Raw genomic sequence first — 19251 nt, forward strand, 5'->3', positions numbered from 1 at the left:
TGATTCTCGTGGTGCCGCTGGTCTCGCGGCGCGGTTCGCAAGCGGTGATATGCGTGCTTTTCCCTGTGGTCCAGTGCCGATGCTGTTGCAAATCGTAAATTGGGCGGGCTTTGTTGTGGGAAAAACTGCGATATACAGGTCGCAACCGCGACTATGTTGGGTACGTTTTTATGAAAATCCTTTTCATCCACCAGAATTTTCCGGGCCAGTTCAAACATCTGGCGCCAACACTTGCCGAAAAGGGGCACGAGGTCGTGTGCCTGACCTTGCGCGTAAAGGAACCCTCTCTTTGGAAAGGGGTGCAGGTGCTTCCTTATTCGATCCAGCGCAAGCCATCGCAGGGGTTACATCCGTGGTTGGTGGATTTCGAAACCAAGCTGCTGCGGGGTGAGTCCTGTTTTGTTGCGGCGCGCAAGCTGAAGGCCGAAGGGTTTGAGCCGGATGTGATCGTGGCGCATCCGGGCTGGGGCGAGTCGATGTTCCTGCGCGACCTGTGGCCCAACGCGCGGATCGGGCTGTATTTCGAGCTGTATTATTCCAACAACGACAATGATGTCGGCTTCGATTCGGAATTCTCCAAGTTCGATCAGCAGACCGACACGATCCGGTTGCGGCTGAAGAACCTCAACAACATGATGCATCAGCAGATCGCGGATCGGGGCATATGTCCGACCGAGTTCCAGGCGTCCAGCTTTCCCGAGGAGTATCGCCAGATCATTGACGTCATCCACGACGGGATCGACACGGACGTGGTGCGCCCCAACCCGGACGTGAGGTTTTCCTTGTCGGACGGAACGGTTCTTGATCGCGGCGACGAGGTAATCACCTTTGTGAATCGCAACCTTGAACCCTATCGTGGGTATCATGTTTTCATGCGGGCCTTGCCGGAGCTGCTCAAGGCGCGTCCCGATGCGCGGGTGTTGATCGTGGGTGGGGACGAGGTGAGCTATGGTGCCCGACCGCCGAAGGGACAGACGTGGAAGCAGATATTCATCGACGAGGTGCGTGGGCGAATTCCGACGAAAGACTGGGAGCGGGTGCATTTTCTGGGACGTATTCCATATGATCAGTTCCTGCGCCTGCTGCAGATCAGCAAGGCGCATGTCTATTTGACGTATCCGTTTGTCCTGAGCTGGTCGCTCATCGAGGCCATGGCGGCGGGGGCGCCGATCGTGGCAAGCGACACCGCCCCTCTTAAAGAGGTGATCCGGCATGGCGAAACCGGCCGGTTGTTCCCGTTTTTTGATGGCGCGCGATTGGTTGAAGAGGTTTGCACTGTTCTGGACAGCGCGGAGATGCGCGAGGCGCTGGGACGAAACGCGCGGCGTCTTGCGGTTGATACCTATGATTTGCAGGGAGTCTGTCTTCCACGGCAGCTTGACTGGATCGACCGGCTTTTTGAAATGAGCCCCCGTCCGGTGCGGACCTGATTCAACGAAAAAGGGCCGCACCCCTTTTAGAGTGCGGCCCGCAAAGCGCTCAGAATGCGTTGATCAGAGCTTGCCGTCTGCAATCCGCAGTTGGCGGGCACGGGTCAGGATGGCATCTTCAACGGCACGCACCGTACCCGCATTGACCGAACCGCCGCCGCGGGTCTGCATCGCGACGTTCAGGGAACGTGCATCAAGTGCGGGGTCACGGATATAGACAGTTGCGCGATAAGAGCGCCCACCGCCCGGTGGCACGCCGTATCCGGTGGAGATCACTCCGGAGAACGGATCAACACTTTCGATGGGCAGGAAGTCGAGAACTTCAAGCGATGCGGCCCAGAGGTATTTGTTGACCCGAACCGTGACATCAGAGTTGTCGTCCTTGAAAATATCCCAGATGGTCGAGCCGGTCTTGGTTCCGGTGATCTGCTGGTTTTCAATGGGGTTGCCGACGTCGTCACGTTCCAGATACCCCTCGGCGTCGCCCTGAATAACAACCGTCCTGCCGCCACAAGCGCCAATCGTCAGGAGCGCGACCATCGCGACCGTGATGCCGAAAATGCCGGATTTCTTCATCTTTCTGCCCCAAGCGTAGCTTTGCCTAACGTCCTAGCCAACAGGGGCTGGATGGGCAAGGGTTATAGTAGGCGCGCCCGGTTTTGGGCGGCCAGACAGCAGTTTGGGGTTGGTGGACGTGGGGGGCGCCGAAGAACTGTGACATGTCTGCACCATATCCGGCGACTTTGTCCCGAGGCATCGGCCCGTGCTTGCAAAGACCCCCCGAAAAGAGCGAGAGACTACGCATACCCAGTTTGGGATTCTCCGGCTGGGCGCATGAATTGGAAAACCGAGGGAAAAACTATGAAAAAAGTTCTCTTCGCAACGACTGCTCTCGTCGCCACCGCCGGTGTCGCCGCAGCAGACGTGACCTTCGGCGGCCTGGGCCGCTTTGGTGTCTACTACAACGAAAACGCAGCTACCGAAGTTACGCTGGAAAGCCGCTTCCGTCTGATCGTGACCGGCACTGCAGAGTCGGACAACGGCCTGTCGTTCGGCGCACAGATCCGCTACCAGTCGAACGAGCACCGTGACGGTTACGGCGCCCCCCAGGGTAACGCCGCGTTCAACACCCCGCGTTTCTGGGTTTCGACCAACGGCTTCACCGTGTCGGTTGGCCAGGTTCTGGGCGCAATCGAAAACATGCCCGGCATGTACACCGGCTCGATCGGTCTGACCGGCCTGAGCTACCGCAACGTTGTTTATAACTTCGGCGCAGACGCATACACCTCGGGTTCCACCGGTTCGCAGGGTGTTGACGTGATCTACTCGTCGGGCGCATGGGGCGTTCACCTGTCGCATTCGTGGGACGGTTCGGGTAACGCCGGTCGCGGCTTCGACCGCACCGCAGTCCACGGTTCGTACAGCACCGGTCAGTACACCTTTGCTGTTGGTTTCCAGGATTCGGACAACGCTGGTGACACCGAGTGGGCCGCAACCGCAACCGGCACCTGGGGCAACTTCACCGGTACCCTGGCATATGCTGACAACGACGGTAACGCCAAGTACGGCATCGCTGGCGACTACCAGGTTGGCGCAGCAACCTTCATCCGCGGTTACGTGAACCACGACGAAGGCCTCGGCGCTTCGGGTGACGAAAACTACGGCATCGGCTTCCAGCATCGTCTGGGCGGCGGCACCTTCCTCGAAGGTGGTGTTGCTTCGCTCGGCGGCGCAACCTCGACGACCGTTGCTGACCTGGGTCTGCGTTTCTCGTTCTAATCTGAACGACAAACCATCCAAAGAGAGGGCAGGTCTTTTGACCTGCCCTTTTCTTTTGCGCGCATTTGGTGTTCCTTGCCGGCAGATGACCCGGGCAGGAAGGATCACGAAACATGTCGCTGACAGATATTACCGCACGCGTTCACAAGGCTGAGGCTGCTGCCGGACGCACGGTTGGCGAAACCAAGCTGATCGCGGTGAGCAAACGCCAGCCCGACGAACGGGTCGAGGCGATGTTGGCCGAGGGACATCGGCTTTTTGGAGAAAATCAGGTTCAGGAAGCTGCGGGAAAGTGGCCGGATTTCCGCGCGCGCTTTGACGGGGTCGAAGTGCATCTGCTGGGGCCGTTGCAAACCAACAAGGCCCGTCAGGCGATGGGGTTGTTTGACGCCATTCATTCATTGGATCGCCCGAAGCTGGCCAAAACCCTTGCCCGACTGGCGCAGGAGATCGGGCAGTGCCCGGAGCTTTTCATTCAGGTCAATACGGGCGAAGAGCCGCAGAAAGCTGGCGTGATGCCGTTGGAGGCAGATGCGTTTGTCGCAGAGTGCCGGGCCTTGGACCTGCCGGTGGTCGGGCTGATGTGTATTCCGCCAGTTGAGGAAGAGCCTTCGCTGCATTTCGCGCTCTTGGCCAAAATCGCGGAGCGCAATGGTTTGACCGGTCTGAGCATGGGGATGAGCGGCGACTTCGAACGCGCGGTGGCGTTGGGCGCAACGCATGTGCGGGTCGGGTCGGCCATTTTCGGGGATCGCGCTTACTAAAGGCGTTGCCGCCGTCCTCAGAAATGCCGGACAAACACAGCACTCAGGGAATAATTAGCCGGGTGCCGGGCGGAGCGTTGGCGGCAATCCAGCGTATGTGAGCACGCGAAAAGGCGAGGCATCCTTCGGTCGGGTATCCGGGGCGGCGCCATTGGTGCAGGAAAATCGCCGAACCGCGTCCGGGCGTAGCCTTGGGCCAGTTCCAGTCGGTCAGCATGATCAGGTCATAAAGAGGATCAGCCCGCCGCAGGGTTTCATGGCTGGGGGCGTAGGGCGCGCGGACCTGTTGGTTATAGTCCGGGTCGGCGGGGTCGTCAGACCACAGATCACCCAAACGAATCGGGATGGCCCAGGGCGCTGGACAGGTCATGCGGTCGGGGCGATAGAGCAGGCCGGTGATACAGTGCGTGCCGCGCGGCGTCGCACCATCCCCCTCGCGCTTGGTGGCTGATAGACCGCCGCGCCCGATAGTGCAGGGAAAAAGCTGCCCCATAAAGCGCAGACCGCGCGGGGTCAGGACAAGATCGAAAGGGGTCACAGCAAATGGCCGGACTTGGCGGCCTTTGTGGCGAGATAGGCGCGGTTCTGAACGGTTTCGCCCACCTTGAGCGGCACGCGCTCGGCCACGGAGATGCCGGTTTTCTCCATCATTTCGATCTTGCGGGGGTTGTTCGTGAGCAGGCGGACCGAGGAAAACCCCATTTCCTTCAGTATCTTGGCGCCGATGCGGAAATCGCGTTCGTCGTCTTCGAAGCCCAACCGGTGATTGGCTTCAACGGTGTCGAACCCCTGGTCCTGCAGCGAATATGCGCGCATCTTGTTGGCCAGCCCAATGCCGCGCCCTTCCTGGTTGAGGTAGAGCAGAACGCCCGTGCCCTCGGCCCCCATCTGGGCCAGCGCGCCGCGCAGTTGAGGGCCACAGTCGCATTTCAGCGAGCCCAGAACGTCGCCGGTGAAGCATGCCGAATGCAGGCGGGCGAGGACGGGTTTGTCACGGGGGGGGCGGCCGATTTCGATGGCGTAATGCTCTTCGCCGCCATCTTCGGGACGGAAGATATGCAGGCGGCCCGCCTCGGCGGCGGCCATCGGCAGGCGGGCATGCGCGACCGGGTGCAGGGGGCTGGTGGCGGCCAGATGCGGGGCGGCGAGGTCGGCGGGAATCACGGTGAGGCCGTGCTCCATGGCGAAACGGGCAGCATCGGCAAGGGGAAGGACCACGGCGGCGGGCAGGAGTTGCGCGGTTTTCACCAACTGCGTTGCGGCGCGGTGCAGAGTGGCGGGGCCGTCACGATCGCTGGCCAAGGGGCCTTTCATCGGGCTTCGCAGGTCGTCATCCGGGTTGGCGATGGACAGTACCCATGCAAGCCCGGCATCCGAGGGCAGCAGGATTCGGGCGACATCGCCATCATAGGCGCGCGCCTTGAGCGTTTCGGCGCGCCGCGACGTCAGGACCAGCACTGGCGTTCCGGGCAAGGCGCGCAGGTCGCAGAGCCGAGTGTCGGTCAGGGTTTCAGCCGCCAGCACCAGAAGCGCCTGCCCGTCACCCGTCAGCACGATGGGCACGCCCATGCGCAAATCTGCACGGGCGCGGGCGAGGCGTTCGATGATATCGGGCGAAAAGCTCATGGGAAGGTGATCTGTCCGGCGAAGATAGGCGTAATGGATATAGCTGTGATGGCAGCAATATGAAACATTTACCAGTGCTCGTACACGAGGCCGTGAGCGAAATGCAGCAAATCTTGTCGTGGACGTGAAGCGGGTCCACATCGCGGGTGTACGTAAGAGAGGGCGAGGAGGTCACATGGCACAGCTCAAGAAAATCCTGTTGGTGGATGACGACGAGGACCTGCGCGAGGCGTTGTCCGAGCAGTTGATCATGACCGAAGATTTTGACGTGTTCGAAGCGGGCAATGGTTCGGAGGCAATGAGCCGGGTCAAGGAAGGCCTGTATGACATGGTCATTCTCGATGTCGGGTTGCCGGATACGGACGGGCGGGAGCTTTGTCGGCTGATGCGCAAGCAGGGGGTGAAAAGCCCGATCCTCATGCTTACCGGGCATGACAGCGATGCCGATACGATCCTTGGCCTTGATTACGGAGCGAACGACTATGTGACCAAGCCGTTCAAGTTTCCGGTACTTCTGGCGCGGATTCGGGCGCAGCTGCGTCAGCACGAGCAGAGCGAAGATGCTGTGTTCCAGCTTGGGCCGTACACGTTCAAGCCGAGCATGAAGATGCTGATCACCGAAGACGAGCGCAAGATCAGGCTGACCGAGAAAGAAACCAATATTCTCAAGTTCTTGTACCGGTCGACAGATGGTGTCGTGGCGCGTGATGTGCTGTTGCACGAGGTCTGGGGATACAATGCGGGTGTCACGACACATACGCTGGAAACACATATTTACCGGCTGCGTCAGAAGATCGAACCCGACCCCTCTAACGCCCGTTTGCTGATCACGGAATCGGGGGGCTATCGGTTGGTGGCGTGACTCCTATGCCGCAGTTTTCAACCTTTTGTTGATAAGCGCATGGCAGAATGAGCGGATTCTTGATATGTATCAAAGAAGCATATGAACGATACCTTATATCAAGTCTTTACGGATCCCGCGCATGTCCGGGTTATGACATGCACCTCCCTGTTGGACTGAGCCCGGATATGATCCGGGCTCTTTTTTGTTTTGGGCAGGTTTGTTCATGGGGCAGGGGGCGCAGCCGCCGTCGCAGCAAGCTGCGACTCCCCCGGAGTATTTCTGGCAAATTGAAAGCGGGACGTGGCGCATATGCGTTGGCAAGCCGTGATCGGGCGGGGTAGGGTGCGCCGATCACAGGCAACGGGAGCGCGGCATGAGCTTTTCACTGGCAACTTGGAATATCAATTCGGTGCGGTTGCGTGAGCCGATCGTCCTCAAGCTGTTGCAGGAAGAGGCGCCGGACGTTCTGTGCCTTCAGGAGTGCAAGAGCCCGGTGGACAAAATCCCGACCGAGGGGTTCGCCGCATTGGGGTATCAACATATGATCGCGCGCGGACAGAAGGGATATAACGGTGTAGCGATCCTGTCCAAGCTGCCGATCGAGGATGTCGGGGATAAAGATTTCGCGGGGCTGGGCCATGCCCGCCATGTCGCGGGGCGGCTGGAAAACGGGGTGACGATCCATAACTTCTATGTTCCGGCAGGGGGGGACAAGCCGGACCGGGAGGTGAATGAGAAATTCGGGCAAAAGCTCGACTATCTTACCGAGATGCGGGACTGGTTTCATGGAGACAGGCCGGAGAAGTCGATTTTGGTGGGGGATCTCAATATCGCGCCGCGCGAGGATGATGTCTGGAGCCACAAGCAGTTGCTGAAGGTCGTGAGCCATACGCCGATAGAGGTGGAGCACCTCGCGCAGACACAGGAGGCCGGCGGCTGGGTGGACATCACCCGGCAGGATATTCCAGAAGGGCTGCTGTACAGCTGGTGGAGTTATCGTGCGCGGGATTGGGATGCGGCGGACAAGGGGCGGCGTCTGGACCATGTGTGGGCGACGCCGGATATTTCGAACGCGGGCCATTCCAGCCGTATCCTGCGGGCGGCGCGGGGCTGGGAGAAGCCCAGCGATCACGCACCGGTCTTTGCCAGTTTTGATCTCTGATGCGGGGCGGCCCGCACAAGAAGCCGCTTTTTCGCAAGGTGAACACGCGCACGTTTCGTGTCCGGCACGGGTGTCCGCGACTGGAGGGCCGTGATGGCAACACCAAAAAAGCGCGCGTGAGTGAGGCCACGCAGCAGGGCATGCGGCAGGGGTTGCGGCACGGGCTGGACTATACGCCGCTTTACAAGTTCCTGCTTTCCAAGGTGGGCCAGCCCTGGGATGCAGTCTATTCCGAGGCGGTGGCGCGCCTGGAGGAGGATGCGGCCATTTGGCATCTGGTCGCGCGCTCGGAAGTTGAGCGGCGCGCGGTGGTGCGGTGCGGGGAGTCGAGTTTTTACAGCGGGCTTCATGTTGATGAGGCCGGGCGGCTGGCCAAGGTCGATCCCGGGTTGGATGCATCGTCGATGCGTCCAGATTGCGCCTGTTGCACGCATACCTTCAACGGGGAGCGCTTTGGTCTGCCATTCGAGGCGCCCTGATGGTGATCTGAGCGAAAAATCATGCAAAGGCACTTTGAAACCCCGTTGCAGGGGGTCATATAGGGGCCAACAGACATGAGGAATGACGAGATGCTTGAACTTGGACAAGGCACGGCGGCGCCTGGGGGCGATCTGATCAAGGATGTCAGCGAAGCGGAGTTCATGACCGACGTTGTGGATGCGTCGATGTCGGTGCCGGTGATCGTGGATTTCTGGGCCCCGTGGTGCGGGCCCTGCAAGACCTTGGGGCCAGCTTTGGAAGCCGCCGTGACAGCGGCGGGCGGGGCCGTAAAGATGGCCAAGGTCAATGTAGACGAGAACCAGATGATTGCCGGGCAGATGCGTGTCCAGTCGATCCCGACTGTTTATGCCTTTTGGCAGGGCCAGCCGATTGACGGTTTCCAGGGCGCGTTGCCGCCCAGCGAGATCGAAGCTTTCGTGACCAAGGTGGTGGAAGCATCCGGCGGGCAGGTGCCCGACAACGGGTTGGACGATGCGCTGGCCGCCGCCGAAGAGATGCTGGCCGAAGGTGATGCGCAATCAGCGGGTGAGACCTTTGCCGCGATCATCGAACAGGACCAGAGTGTCGTGGCCGCCTATGGCGGACTGGCGCGGGCCAATATCGCTATGGGGGCGCTGGATCAGGCGGAGGCGGTGCTGAATGGCACGCCTGCAGAATACTCCGGAGCGCCCGAGATCGAAGCCGCGCATGCGCAGCTTGAACTGGCGCGGCAGGCGGAAAATGCCGGGCCGGTGGCCGAGCTGCACGCCAGGGTCGAGGCCAACCCGGATGACCACGCGGCACGGCTTGACCTTGCGCAGGCGTTGCATGCCGCCGGGCAGGTAGAAGAGGCCGTCGCAGAATTGCTCGAGCTGTTCCGGCGGGATCGCGAATGGAACGATGGGGCTGCCAAGGCACAGTTGTTCACCATTTTCGAGGCATTGAAGCCCAACGATCCGGTTGTGCTGAACGGGCGGCGCAAGCTAAGCTCGATGATCTTTGCCTGATCGGGCAATCCGGGCTAGGTTCGTGACATGATCAAAGCCGCAGACCTGCCCGATACACTGGCCGTGTTCCCCTTGCCCGGGGCGTTGCTCTTGCCCCGGGCACGGTTGCCGCTACACATTTTCGAACCCCGCTACCTCGCGATGTTCGACGATGCGCTGAAGTCGGGGGGGCGGCTCATTGGAATGGTGCAGCCCAACGAGGTCCCCGGCCGGGAAGACAATGGGTTGCACCGGATCGGTTGTGTCGGGCGGATCACGCAGTTTTCAGAGACCGAGGATCACAGGTATCTCATCACGCTGACCGGCGTGTCGCGGTTCCGGGTCCTGAGCGAGGTGGAGGGGTTCACCCCTTATCGGCGCTGCGAAGTGAGCTGGGACGGGTTTGCGCGCGATCTTGGGCCTGCGGAGCGCGATGCCGGGTTCGACCGGACCGGGTTCATGGCTTTGCTGCGGCGGTATTTCGAGACGCTGGAGCTGTCCACGGATTGGGAAACGCTCAAGGATGCCAGTGATGAGTTGCTGATCAACTCGTTGTCGATGCTTCTGGATTTCGAGGCCGAGGACAAGCAGGCGTTGCTGGAGGCGCCATCGTTGTCGACACGTCGCGAGACGTTGGTGACGTTGATAGAATTTGCGCTGCGGGGCGGCGCCGGAGAGGACTTGATGCAATGAGTGAACAAGGTGAATTTGACCGTCGTATGCTGGAGGCACTGATCTGCCCGCAGACGCGCACGACGCTGAAGTATGATGCTGCGGCGCAGGAGTTGATCTCCAAGGCGGCTGGGTTGGCCTTTCCGATCCGCAATGGCATTCCGGTCATGCTGATTGATGAGGCACGGGTACTGGACGGGTAGGCGGGGGCGCTGCCCCCATCGCAGCGAGGCTGCGATCCCCCCGGGGTATTTCTGGAAAAAGAAAGACTGGAAGCGCGCCTTGTGAAACAGGGCGCGCGTTTCATTAGCGCATCAGGTCGGGCAGATTGCCGGTCAGGCCGGCGGCTTCGCGGATGAAAGTGCGGCGCAAGCCGGGGACGGCGTTGACCAGACCCATGCCGATGTCACGCCCGGCGCGCAGGATTGGATTGTCGTTCGAAAACAGCTTGTTGGTGAGATCCGTGGCCATCACGAGAGCGGCGGTGTCAAAGCGGCGCCATTCCTGGTAACGCTCGAGGACCAGGGTGGAGGCGATGTCTTCGCCGCGCTGTCGGGCCTCGCGCAGGACCTGGGCGAGGGCGGCGACATCGCGCAGGCCCGCATTCAGTCCCTGCCCGGCAATCGGATGCATGCCGTGGGCGGCATCGCCGACAAGGGCGATGTGATCAGCCACGAAGTGGTTGGCGACGCTCAGAGAGAGCGGATAGGTGAAGCGGTTGCCGACCAGTTCGATTTTGCCAAGGAAATCGCCGAAACGGGGGCGCAACACCTGCATGTAGTCGTCATCCGAGAGTGCCTGGATGCGGGTGGCGTTTTCATCGGTTTCCGACCAGACGATCGAGGACATGTTGCCGGGAAGCGGCAGGATGGCCAGCGGGCCCGGCGGCATGAAGAACTGATGCGCGATACCGCCATGTGGTTTTTCATGTGCAATGGCGCAGACCAGTGCGGTTTGGCCATAGCCCCAGCCGGTGCGCCGGATGCCGGCGCGTTTCGCGACACCGCTGCCGCGCCCGTCACACCCCACCAGCAGGCGGGTGCGGTGGGTTTCGCCGGTGGAGAGCGACACGGCAACACCCGAGGCATCCACATCCTGATCGGTCACGCCTGTTTCAGAGAGGAGCGTGATGCGCGGCTCGTTCTGCATCGCGGTCAGGAAGGCGCGGTAGAGGTAGCGGTCTTCGAGCATGTAGCCCATTGGGCCTTCTTCGATCTCGGCGTGATCGAAATGCAGGAAGAAAGGCGAAGGCCCTTCTCCGGCGCGCCCGTCAGAGACCTTGATTTCGAGCAGGGGCTGGGCATTGTTCGCCACGTCGTCCCAAACGCCAATGGCGCGCATAAGGCGTTGTGAAGCGAGCGCTAAGGCATAGCCGCGCCCATCAAAATTGTCGCCTGCACGGTCCGGGGCGGGACGGGCATCGACCACGGTTACGTTGAAACCGGATTGGGCAAGGGCCAGCGCCAGGGCGGGGCCGTTCAGCCCTCCGCCGGCGATCAGAATGTCGCTGTCGTAAGTCATGGGGCCAATATGGGTGCTGCTTCGGGATTGTCCATGCGCATCTGCGTCGCTACCGTTATTTCCAACAAGATTGGAGGAGAGGGCAGGCGATGTTTCACTGGCTGGGCATGAGTGCAGGGGACCTGGGGCGCGCAATCGGGGAAGGGGCAATCGATCCGGTGGCGCTGACTCAGGCGTTCCTGGGTGCGATCGACAGCCATGATCATCGGGACCGGATCTATTCGAAAGTGACCCATGAGCGTGCGCTGGCCGAGGCCGAAGCAGCCGCTGAACGCGCGCGGGCGGGGATGCGCCTGTCGCTGCTGGATGGGGTGCCGATCAGCTGGAAGGACCTGTTTGACAGTGCCGGGGTCGAAACCGAGGCCGGGTCCGCGCTGTTGAAGGATCGCATTCCGGGGCAGGATGCCGAGGTGTTGCGCAATGCGACGGCGCAAGGCCTGGTGTGCCTTGGCAAGACCCACATGTCCGAGCTGGCCTTTTCCGGGCTCGGCCTCAACCCGGTGACGGCGACGCCGCCTTGTCTCAATGATCCCAAGGCGGTGCCGGGGGGATCATCGTCAGGCGCGGCGGCGTCGGTGGCCTTTGGTCTGGCAGCGGCCGGGATCGGGTCGGACACGGGAGGGTCGGTGCGGATCCCCTCGGCGTGGAATGACCTTGTCGGGTTGAAAACCACCGCCGGGCGGGTGTCCAACGACGGCGTGGTGCCGTTGTGCCGGAGTTTCGATACGGTTGGGCCCTTGTGCCGGACGGTGGAGGATGCCGCGCTTTTTCTGGCGGTTCTGGAAGGGGGGCGCGCGGCAGACCTGCGCGGGGCGGATCTACGTGGTGTGCGGCTAGCGGTGCTGGAGACCGTGGCTCTGGAGGATGTACGCGAGGCACCCCTGGCCGGATTCGAAACTGCCGTGGCGCGGCTTCGGGACGGCGGGGCAGAGGTCCATGTGATCCGGGCACCGGAAGTGGCGCGGGCGCTGGCGTTGAGCGGAGTGTTGTTCACATCGGAAGCTTATGGCGAGTGGCGTGAGGATATCGAGGCGGCGCCGGACCTGATGTTCGACCAGATCCTTGAACGTTTCCGTGCCGGAGCGCAGTTTTCCGGGCCGGATTTCGTGGCCGCCTGGAACCTGCTCAGGGATTTACGGCGCCGGTGGAATGCGCGAGTGGCCGGTTTTGATGCGGTGCTTTTGCCGACGTCACCGATTCTGCCGCCCGATGCGCAGAGGTTGATGCAGGACGAAGACTATTACGTGACAGAGAACCTGCTGGCGTTGCGCAACACAAGGATCGGCAACCTGATGGGCAGTTGCGGGGTCAGCCTGCCGACCGGACTGCCGAGCTGTGGATTGATGATGCTGGGGAGACCCATGCAGGAAGAACGTCTCTTGCGGGTTGCGGCTGCGGCAGAGGCCGCGCTGAGGTAGGGGGCGCTGCCCCGTCGCCGTGCACAGCGACTTCCCCGGGGTGTATGGGACCATTGAGAAACAGGGTACGACGTGGTCGTGGTGGCGCAGAGGCCACAAGACGCGGATTCGCGGGCATTTTTCTGGACGAGCGGAGTGGGTTTCGGTAACTTGGGTACAAACGGGGCGAAATGATCCCGAAGCTGAGGCAGTTGAAGAATGGTGTTCCCCGAGCGGTTTTCGAACCTACCGGCCTATGCGTTTCCGCGTTTGCGGGCGCTTTTGGACCATCTGGACCCGGGCGGTCCGGTGGTGCACATGACGATTGGCGAACCCAAGCATGCTTTTCCAGCATGGGTCACCGATGTGATTTCCGAACATGCCGAAGGGTTCAATCAATATCCTCCCAATGACGGCACACCGGAGTTGCAGCAGGCGATTTCGGATTGGATCTTGCGGCGCTATGGCGTTGCGGTGGACCCGGCGACGCAGGTGATGGCGCTCAATGGCACGCGCGAAGGGCTCTACAATGCCGCCATGGCGCTTTGTCCCGAAGAGAAGGACGGGCAGGCGCCTGTCATTCTCACGCCGAACCCGTTCTACCAGGTCTATGCGGTGGCGGCGATCTCGGTTCGGGCAGAGCCGGTTTATGTTGCGGCGCGGGCGGAAAACGGATTCCTGCCGGACTATTGCGCCCTGCCCGAGGACGTGCTGCGGCGCACGGCAATTGCCTATCTCTGTTCGCCGGCCAACCCGCAGGGCGCGGTGGCGGATCGCGCCTATTGGGAAGCGCTGATCGCGCTGGCCGAGCGGTATGATTTCCGCATTTTCGCGGATGAATGTTATTCGGAAATCTACCGGGGCGAGGCACCGGTGGGCGCGTTGCAAGTTGCTGCGGAGATGGGGGCCGATCCAGAGCGGGTAGTGATTTTCCATTCGCTTTCCAAGCGGTCGAACCTGCCGGGGCTGCGGTCGGGATTTGTTGCGGGCGGGCCGGAGAGCCTCAAGCGTATCATGCAGCTTCGGGCCTATTCAGGGGCGCCCTTGCCGTTGCCGTTGCAGCGCGCGGCGGAAAAGGTTTGGGCGGATGAGGCGCATGTCGAGGAAAACCGCCGACTTTATGCCGAAAAGTTTGACCTGGCAGATGAAATTTTCGCGGATGTGCCGGGCTATGTCAGCCCGCGGGCCGGGTTTTTCCTGTGGCTGCCGGTCGAAGATGGCGAGGCAGCAGCGGTGAAGGCGTGGACGGAAACAGGGGTCCGGGTGTTGCCGGGCGCGTATCTCAGTCGCGATGTAAACGGGGAAAACCCCGGTAAAGGGTATGTTCGGGTCGCGCTGGTGGCCCCAAAGGCCGAGGTGGCTGAAGCGCTGACAAAGCTGCGCGACTGCCTCTACGGATAAAAAGACGAGGGAACGAGATGGCATTTCAGGCACGAGGGCGGGACCCGCTGTTGGACAGCAACATGCAGGCAGCAATCGAGAAACGCGGCAAGGAGCTGATCGGGATCGTGCTGATCGGGCTGGCCTTGATGTCGGCTGCGATGATCGCCTCGTACACGCCCAATGACCCGAGCTGGATTTCGGTCACGGATGCGCCGGTGCAGAACTGGATGGGGCGGATTGGCGCGTCGATTGCGGCGCCGCTGTTCATGATTATTGGCTGGAGCAGCTGGGGATTGGCCTTTGTGCTGGGCGCATGGGGTGTGCGGTTCGCGATGCATTGGGGTGAGGAACGGGCAATCAACCGCGTGATCCTGGCGCCAATCATGCTTGCGCTTGGGGCGGTCTATGCCTCGACCCTGACGCCGGGCGAAACCTGGACGAACAGTTTCGGGCTGGGGGGTATGTTCGGCGACACCGTTACGGGCGCACTGTTGACCATTCTTCCGGTGAGCGCGTCGACCGGCGTCAAGCTTTTGTCGCTGGTCATGGGGCTGGCGTTCGTGGCGATGAGCCTGTTTGTTCTGGGATTCACCCGTGACGAGCTTCAGCGCCTTGCACGGATGGCGATTGTCGGGATCGTTTTGACCTATGCCGGGTTGATGACGGTGATCGGGCGTGGAGCCAACGGGGCATTCGCCGCCGCAAAGACCGCACAGGCTCGTCGGCAGGAACGGCGTAGTGAAGCCGAGGCCAGAGTGCAGGCCGCCGCCGAGGCTGGCTGGCAGGACGCGGCCGTGATCGAGGACGACATGGCCGAACCGATGGACGCCGCACCTGCGCCAAAACCGCGCCTGCGGATGCCGTCCCTGATCAAACGGGCCGAGCCAGCGCCCGAGCCGATGCCGGAGCCGGAGCTGGTCGAGAACATCTTTGTCGACGAGATTGACGATGCGCCGGGTGAAGACCGTATCAAGGCCAAGATTGCCGATGTGGTGCGCAGCCGTGCGCGCCGGGGGGCGCCGGTTGCGCCGCCCGACCTGCATCCGGACAAGCCGCTGACGCGTGGCCGGGGGCGTGGCCCCGATCCGTTGGTTCTTGAGGAACAGCCGCACCCCGAGCATGCGCATGTTGAACTGCGACCGGAACCGCCGCTGACGGCATCCGCGCCCCTGCGGGCGGAACCGCCGTTGTCGGCGCCTGTGCAGGATGCGCCGATGGCGATGGATGTGGCCGAAGAAGCGCTTCCCCTGCAAAGCCCGGCCCCAACTGCGGCGGCTTATCAACCGATCCCCGTGGCAGAGCCCAAGAAAGTTGTTCAGCCGCGCACCCGCAAAACGGTGCAACCGTCGAGCCGGGCCAAGGCCGAAGCCCAGCCGTCGCTGGCGTTCGAAGAAAACAAGGTCGCCTATGAGCTGCCTCCGCTGAGCCTTTTGTCCAACCCGATGGACATTCAGCGCCATCACCTGAGCGACGAGGCGCTGGAAGAAAATGCGCGGATGCTGGAAACCGTGCTGGATGATTATGGCGTGAAGGGCGAGATCGTTTCGGTGCGTCCGGGCCCCGTCGTGACCATGTACGAACTGGAGCCCGCTCCGGGGCTCAAGGCGAGCCGCGTGATTGGTCTGGCGGACGATATCGCGCGTTCGATGTCAGCCCTGTCTGCCCGTGTGTCGACCGTGCCGGGCCGGAGCGTGATCGGGATCGAACTGCCCAATGAAAACCGCGAGATGGTGGGCTTCCGCGAAATCCTGTCGAGCCGGGATTATGGCGACGGCAACCAGAAGCTGCCGCTGGCGCTGGGCAAGGACATTGGTGGCGACCCAATCGTGGCGAACCTTGCCAAGATGCCTCACCTCCTGATCGCGGGGACCACCGGTTCCGGTAAATCAGTGGCGATCAACACCATGATCCTGTCGCTGCTCTACAAGCTGACGCCGGAGGAATGCCGGTTGATCATGATCGACCCCAAGATGCTCGAACTGAGCGTTTATGACGGTATTCCGCACCTTCTTTCGCCGGTTGTGACCGACCCGAAGAAGGCGGTTGTTGCGCTCAAATGGACCGTTGGCGAGATGGAAGAGCGCTATCGCAAGATGTCCAAGATGGGCGTGCGCAACATCGACGGCTATAACAGCCGCGTGGCAGATGCGCTGGCCAAGGGCGAAATGTTCAGCCGCACGGTACAGACCGGGTTTGACGACGAGACGGGCGAGCCCGTGTTCGAGACCGAAGAACTGATGCCCGAGAAAATGCCCTATATCGTGGTGGTCGTCGACGAAATGGCCGACCTGATGATGGTGGCGGGCAAGGAGATTGAAGCTTGTATCCAGCGCCTTGCGCAGATGGCGCGGGCCAGCGGCATCCATATCATCATGGCAACGCAGCGCCCGTCGGTGGACGTGATTACCGGCACGATCAAGGCCAACTTCCCGACCCGGATTTCGTTCCAGGTGACGTCGAAAGTGGACAGCCGTACGATCCTTGGCGAGATGGGCGCCGAGCAGCTTCTGGGCATGGGGGACATGCTTTACATGGCTGGTGGCGCAAAGATCACCCGCTGCCACGGTCCGTTCGTGAGCGATGAAGAGGTTGAGGAAATCGTCAACCACCTCAAGAGCTTTGGCCCGCCGGAATACATGAGCGGTGTCGTCGAGGGGCCGGACGAGGAAAAGGCTGACGATATTGACGCGGTTCTGGGCCTGTCGACAGGCGGCAACACCAATGGCGAAGACGCGCTTTATGACGCGGCCGTTGCCATCGTGATCAAGGATCGCAAATGTTCGACATCTTACATCCAGCGCAAGCTGGCCATCGGCTATAACAAGGCCGCACGCCTTGTGGAACAGATGGAAGACGAGGGGTTGGTCAGCCCGGCCAACCATGTGGGCAAGCGCGAGATTCTTGTGCCTGAGCAATAATTTGCGCGCGCGATTTCGTGATGAACCGCCGGGGCTGAAATCCCGGCGGTTTGTGTTTAGATGGGACTCATGATGATGAAACGACTTCTTCTGGCGCCGGCCCTCTTGGTGGCCACGGCATTTCCTGCGATGGCTGAAAAGCTGTCGCTGGACGCGCTTTCGACCTATCTCAATGCGATGAAAACCGTGAAATCCGAATTCACCCAGATTTCAGATGATGGCTCGGTGCAGACGGGCAACCTTTATATCAAGCGTCCGGGGCGGATGCGGTTCGAATACAACCCGCCGGAAAAGGCGCTTGTACTGACCAGCGGCAACACGGTGGCAATCTTTGACGGGCGGTCGAACCAGCCGCCCGAGACCTATCCGCTTCAACGCACGCCGCTGTCGATCATTTTGGCAAAGAACGTCGATCTCCAACGCGCGAACATGGTTGTCGGCCACGACTATGATGGCACGGCGACCATCGTCACCGCGCAAGACCCCGAGCACCCGGAATATGGCAATATCCAGCTGAAATTCACCGCTGACCCGGTGGAGCTGCGGCAATGGATCATCAATGACGGCAATGGCAGCCGGACAACCGTGATCCTTGGAGAAACCGAACGGGATCTCGCTCTGAAGAACTCGATCTTCAACATCGAGCTCCTGCTCAAGCGGAACAACTGAGGATCAGCGCGCCTTAGCGAAGGCGCGTGCATTTCTCGAGCTGGTGGCGATACCGGCGTGAACGGTCGTCGACCTGATCCGCCACGCGGAGAAGCCAGGACTTGTTCTTGTAGGTGCCGCGATTATAGCCGGTGTGCCCTTCGTGATAGGCCAGGTATTGACCCCGCGCGTCCGACAAGGCGACGCCGTTGCGCTCCTTGGTCTGGTTCATGTACCAGCCCATGAAATCGGTCGCATCTCGGATATTGGTGCGTTTGGCACTGCGGTTGCCCGTGCTCTGGCGGTAATGATCCCAGGTGGCATCCAGCGCCTGTGCATAGCCATAGGCGCTGCTTTGGCGGCCCATCGGCAGCACGCCCAGAACGTATTTGTTGGGGGTGCGCGCATTGGAGACGAACTTGCTCTCCTGATAAAGGATGGCCATCTGCACGTTGATCGGCACGCCCCATTTGCGTTGCGTTGCCTTGAAGGCGCGTTTGAAATGCTTGCGTTCCTGAAGGATGGAACACGCGTTTTCCATGTTGCGCGGTGGCGTCTTGTCGCCGCCGCCACAGGAGGCAACGAGCACAAGAATGACCAGGGCGCGAAGAAGTCTGCTCATCTGCCTCTCGCTATGTCTTGTTTTTTCTTTGCAGTTTAGAGGATTTTGCCCGGAAGGGGAAATCACAATTGCCCCAGGGATTTGACCTCAGACAAGCAGGCCCAGCAAGAGCGGCAGGCCAATGACCGAGGTCAGGGTCGAGACCACGACGAAACCGGCCACCGCCTCGCTGTCGGCCTCGTATTTTTCGGCCAGGAGATAGGCGGTCACGGCAACCGGGGTGGCCAATTGCAGGACGAGCACGCCAAAGCTTGTCCCGGTCAGGCCAAAGAGGTGGGCCACGCCCCAGCCAACAGCCGCACAAAGCACGAGCTTGACCAGCGACAGCCAGACCGCCGTCACGACACGCCCCGGCGTGAGACGGGCTACGGCCACGCCAAGTGTGATCAGCATCAACGGGATTGCCATCTGTCCGATCAGGTCAAGCGTGTTGGTGAGAAAGCGCGGCGTTTCCCAGCCCTGCCAGAGAAACAACGCCCCGAGAATGGTTGCCCAGATCATCGGTTCCTTCATCATCTTGCCGAACGAACCCCGCCCGGCCACGAGCCAGATACCAATGGTGAAAGACAGGATTGCCGAAAGCGCCAGCATCACGACGGCTTTTTCCAGCCCCGGCTGGCCGAATGCAAAAAGCGCCAAAGGGATGCCGAGATTGCCGGTGTTTCCGAAAATGAAGGGGGCCAGATAGGTGCGGAGATTCAGATTTGCCACAACCAGAAGGGACAGTCCGAGCGCGCCAATCGCGGTATAGCCGACGGTGCCGGCGAGCGTCAGCGTGACGAGCGAGGCCAGATCCGCCTCGGTTTTCATCAGCGCCGTGAAGATCAGGCAGGGCACGGCCACGGTCATCGCCAGACGGGTAACAAATTGAATTCTATACTCGAATCCCGCCTTGACCCACAGGAAGCCAAGCCCGGCCAAGAGGAAGACAGGCGCGACGATCTCAAGAACTGTCAAGATAAGGTTCACAGACTGTTTCCCGGGAAAATGTGGCAAAAATTGGACAAAACCCCCTTGAA

At 61.1% G+C, this 19251-nt stretch carries 19 protein-coding genes; 13 read left to right on the forward strand and 6 right to left on the reverse strand.

Annotated elements, in window-relative coordinates; all coding sequences use genetic code 11:
- Positions 1-170 precede the first annotated feature (170 nt).
- The gene (locus BMZ35_RS10595; protein WP_093093898.1) at positions 171-1430 is read left to right on the forward strand and encodes a glycosyltransferase family 4 protein; all 1260 of its coding nucleotides are present in this window, start codon (positions 171-173) and stop codon (positions 1428-1430) included.
- A gap of 63 nt (positions 1431-1493) precedes the next feature.
- Here the strand turns inward: BMZ35_RS10595 and BMZ35_RS10600 are convergent, their stop codons facing one another.
- A complete protein-coding gene (locus BMZ35_RS10600) occupies positions 1494-2006 on the reverse strand; it encodes a DUF3576 domain-containing protein (protein ID WP_093093745.1) in 513 nt (170 codons plus the stop codon).
- A gap of 285 nt (positions 2007-2291) precedes the next feature.
- Between BMZ35_RS10600 and BMZ35_RS10605 the strand changes: the two genes are divergently transcribed.
- Positions 2292-3209, forward strand: coding sequence for a porin (locus BMZ35_RS10605; protein WP_093093747.1), 918 nt, complete (start codon positions 2292-2294; stop codon positions 3207-3209).
- 113 nt (positions 3210-3322) lie between these two features.
- Positions 3323-3973, forward strand: a complete 651-nt coding sequence (locus BMZ35_RS10610) for a YggS family pyridoxal phosphate-dependent enzyme (RefSeq protein WP_093093749.1) — start codon at positions 3323-3325, stop codon at positions 3971-3973.
- 43 nt (positions 3974-4016) lie between these two features.
- On the opposite strand, the gene BMZ35_RS10615 is transcribed toward BMZ35_RS10610, so the two are convergent.
- Both BMZ35_RS10615 and ribA read right to left on the reverse strand, forming a co-directional pair.
- Positions 4017-4511 carry a L,D-transpeptidase family protein gene (locus BMZ35_RS10615; RefSeq protein ID WP_093093751.1) on the reverse strand — a complete coding sequence of 165 codons (495 nt, stop codon included), beginning with the start codon at positions 4509-4511 and terminating at the stop codon, positions 4017-4019.
- On the reverse strand, positions 4508-5599 hold the full coding sequence (gene ribA / locus BMZ35_RS10620; RefSeq protein WP_093093753.1) for a GTP cyclohydrolase II: 1092 nt from the start codon (positions 5597-5599) through the stop codon (positions 4508-4510). The genes BMZ35_RS10615 and ribA overlap by 4 nt, the downstream gene beginning before the upstream one ends.
- Before the next feature lie 175 nt (positions 5600-5774).
- On the opposite strand from ribA, the gene BMZ35_RS10625 reads away from it, so the two are divergent.
- The 6 genes from BMZ35_RS10625 to BMZ35_RS10650 all read left to right on the forward strand — a co-directional run bounded on the left by BMZ35_RS10625 (position 5775) and on the right by BMZ35_RS10650 (position 9946).
- Positions 5775-6461 (forward strand): response regulator transcription factor, encoded by a 687-nt coding sequence (locus BMZ35_RS10625; protein WP_093093755.1) that lies wholly within the window; start codon positions 5775-5777, stop codon positions 6459-6461.
- A gap of 355 nt (positions 6462-6816) precedes the next feature.
- Positions 6817-7605 (forward strand): exodeoxyribonuclease III, encoded by a 789-nt coding sequence (locus BMZ35_RS10630; RefSeq protein WP_093093757.1) that lies wholly within the window; start codon positions 6817-6819, stop codon positions 7603-7605.
- 116 nt (positions 7606-7721) lie between these two features.
- Positions 7722-8084, forward strand: a complete 363-nt coding sequence (locus tag BMZ35_RS10635; RefSeq protein WP_207502955.1) for a hypothetical protein — start codon at positions 7722-7724, stop codon at positions 8082-8084.
- Positions 8085-8174: 90 nt separating this feature from the next.
- Positions 8175-9092, forward strand: a complete 918-nt coding sequence (locus BMZ35_RS10640; RefSeq protein WP_093093761.1) for a thioredoxin family protein — start codon at positions 8175-8177, stop codon at positions 9090-9092.
- A gap of 27 nt (positions 9093-9119) precedes the next feature.
- Positions 9120-9764 carry an LON peptidase substrate-binding domain-containing protein gene (locus tag BMZ35_RS10645; RefSeq protein ID WP_093093763.1) on the forward strand — a complete coding sequence of 215 codons (645 nt, stop codon included), beginning with the start codon at positions 9120-9122 and terminating at the stop codon, positions 9762-9764.
- A complete protein-coding gene (locus tag BMZ35_RS10650) occupies positions 9761-9946 on the forward strand; it encodes a Trm112 family protein (protein WP_093093766.1) in 186 nt (61 codons plus the stop codon). Before BMZ35_RS10645 ends, BMZ35_RS10650 begins: the two co-directional genes overlap by 4 nt.
- A gap of 103 nt (positions 9947-10049) precedes the next feature.
- Here BMZ35_RS10650 and BMZ35_RS10655 read toward each other — a convergent pair whose 3' ends face one another.
- Positions 10050-11264 (reverse strand): FAD-dependent monooxygenase, encoded by a 1215-nt coding sequence (locus BMZ35_RS10655; RefSeq protein WP_093093768.1) that lies wholly within the window; start codon positions 11262-11264, stop codon positions 10050-10052.
- Between the two features lie 89 nt (positions 11265-11353).
- Here BMZ35_RS10655 and BMZ35_RS10660 point away from each other — a divergent pair, with 89 nt between their 5' ends.
- From BMZ35_RS10660 to BMZ35_RS10675, 4 genes are all read left to right on the forward strand, one after another.
- The gene (locus BMZ35_RS10660; protein ID WP_093093770.1) at positions 11354-12682 is read left to right on the forward strand and encodes an amidase; all 1329 of its coding nucleotides are present in this window, start codon (positions 11354-11356) and stop codon (positions 12680-12682) included.
- 198 nt (positions 12683-12880) lie between these two features.
- Complete coding sequence (locus BMZ35_RS10665) at positions 12881-14062, forward strand: aminotransferase class I/II-fold pyridoxal phosphate-dependent enzyme (protein ID WP_093093772.1); 1182 nt, start codon at positions 12881-12883, stop codon at positions 14060-14062.
- A gap of 17 nt (positions 14063-14079) precedes the next feature.
- Positions 14080-16962 carry a DNA translocase FtsK gene (locus BMZ35_RS10670; protein ID WP_093093774.1) on the forward strand — a complete coding sequence of 961 codons (2883 nt, stop codon included), beginning with the start codon at positions 14080-14082 and terminating at the stop codon, positions 16960-16962.
- 69 nt (positions 16963-17031) lie between these two features.
- Positions 17032-17631: a LolA family protein gene (locus tag BMZ35_RS10675; protein ID WP_093093899.1), complete on the forward strand. Its 600-nt coding sequence runs from the start codon at positions 17032-17034 to the stop codon at positions 17629-17631.
- 13 nt (positions 17632-17644) lie between these two features.
- Here the strand turns inward: BMZ35_RS10675 and BMZ35_RS10680 are convergent, their stop codons facing one another.
- On the reverse strand, positions 17645-18232 hold the full coding sequence (locus tag BMZ35_RS10680) for a transglycosylase SLT domain-containing protein (RefSeq protein ID WP_093093776.1): 588 nt from the start codon (positions 18230-18232) through the stop codon (positions 17645-17647).
- Between the two features lie 87 nt (positions 18233-18319).
- Entirely contained in the window at positions 18320-19201 is an 882-nt protein-coding gene (locus tag BMZ35_RS10685; RefSeq protein WP_093093778.1) for an AEC family transporter, read from the reverse strand.
- Positions 19202-19251 lie beyond the last annotated feature (50 nt).

This window comes from Shimia aestuarii (genome assembly GCF_900114635.1).
Lineage (GTDB): Bacteria > Pseudomonadota > Alphaproteobacteria > Rhodobacterales > Rhodobacteraceae > Shimia > Shimia aestuarii.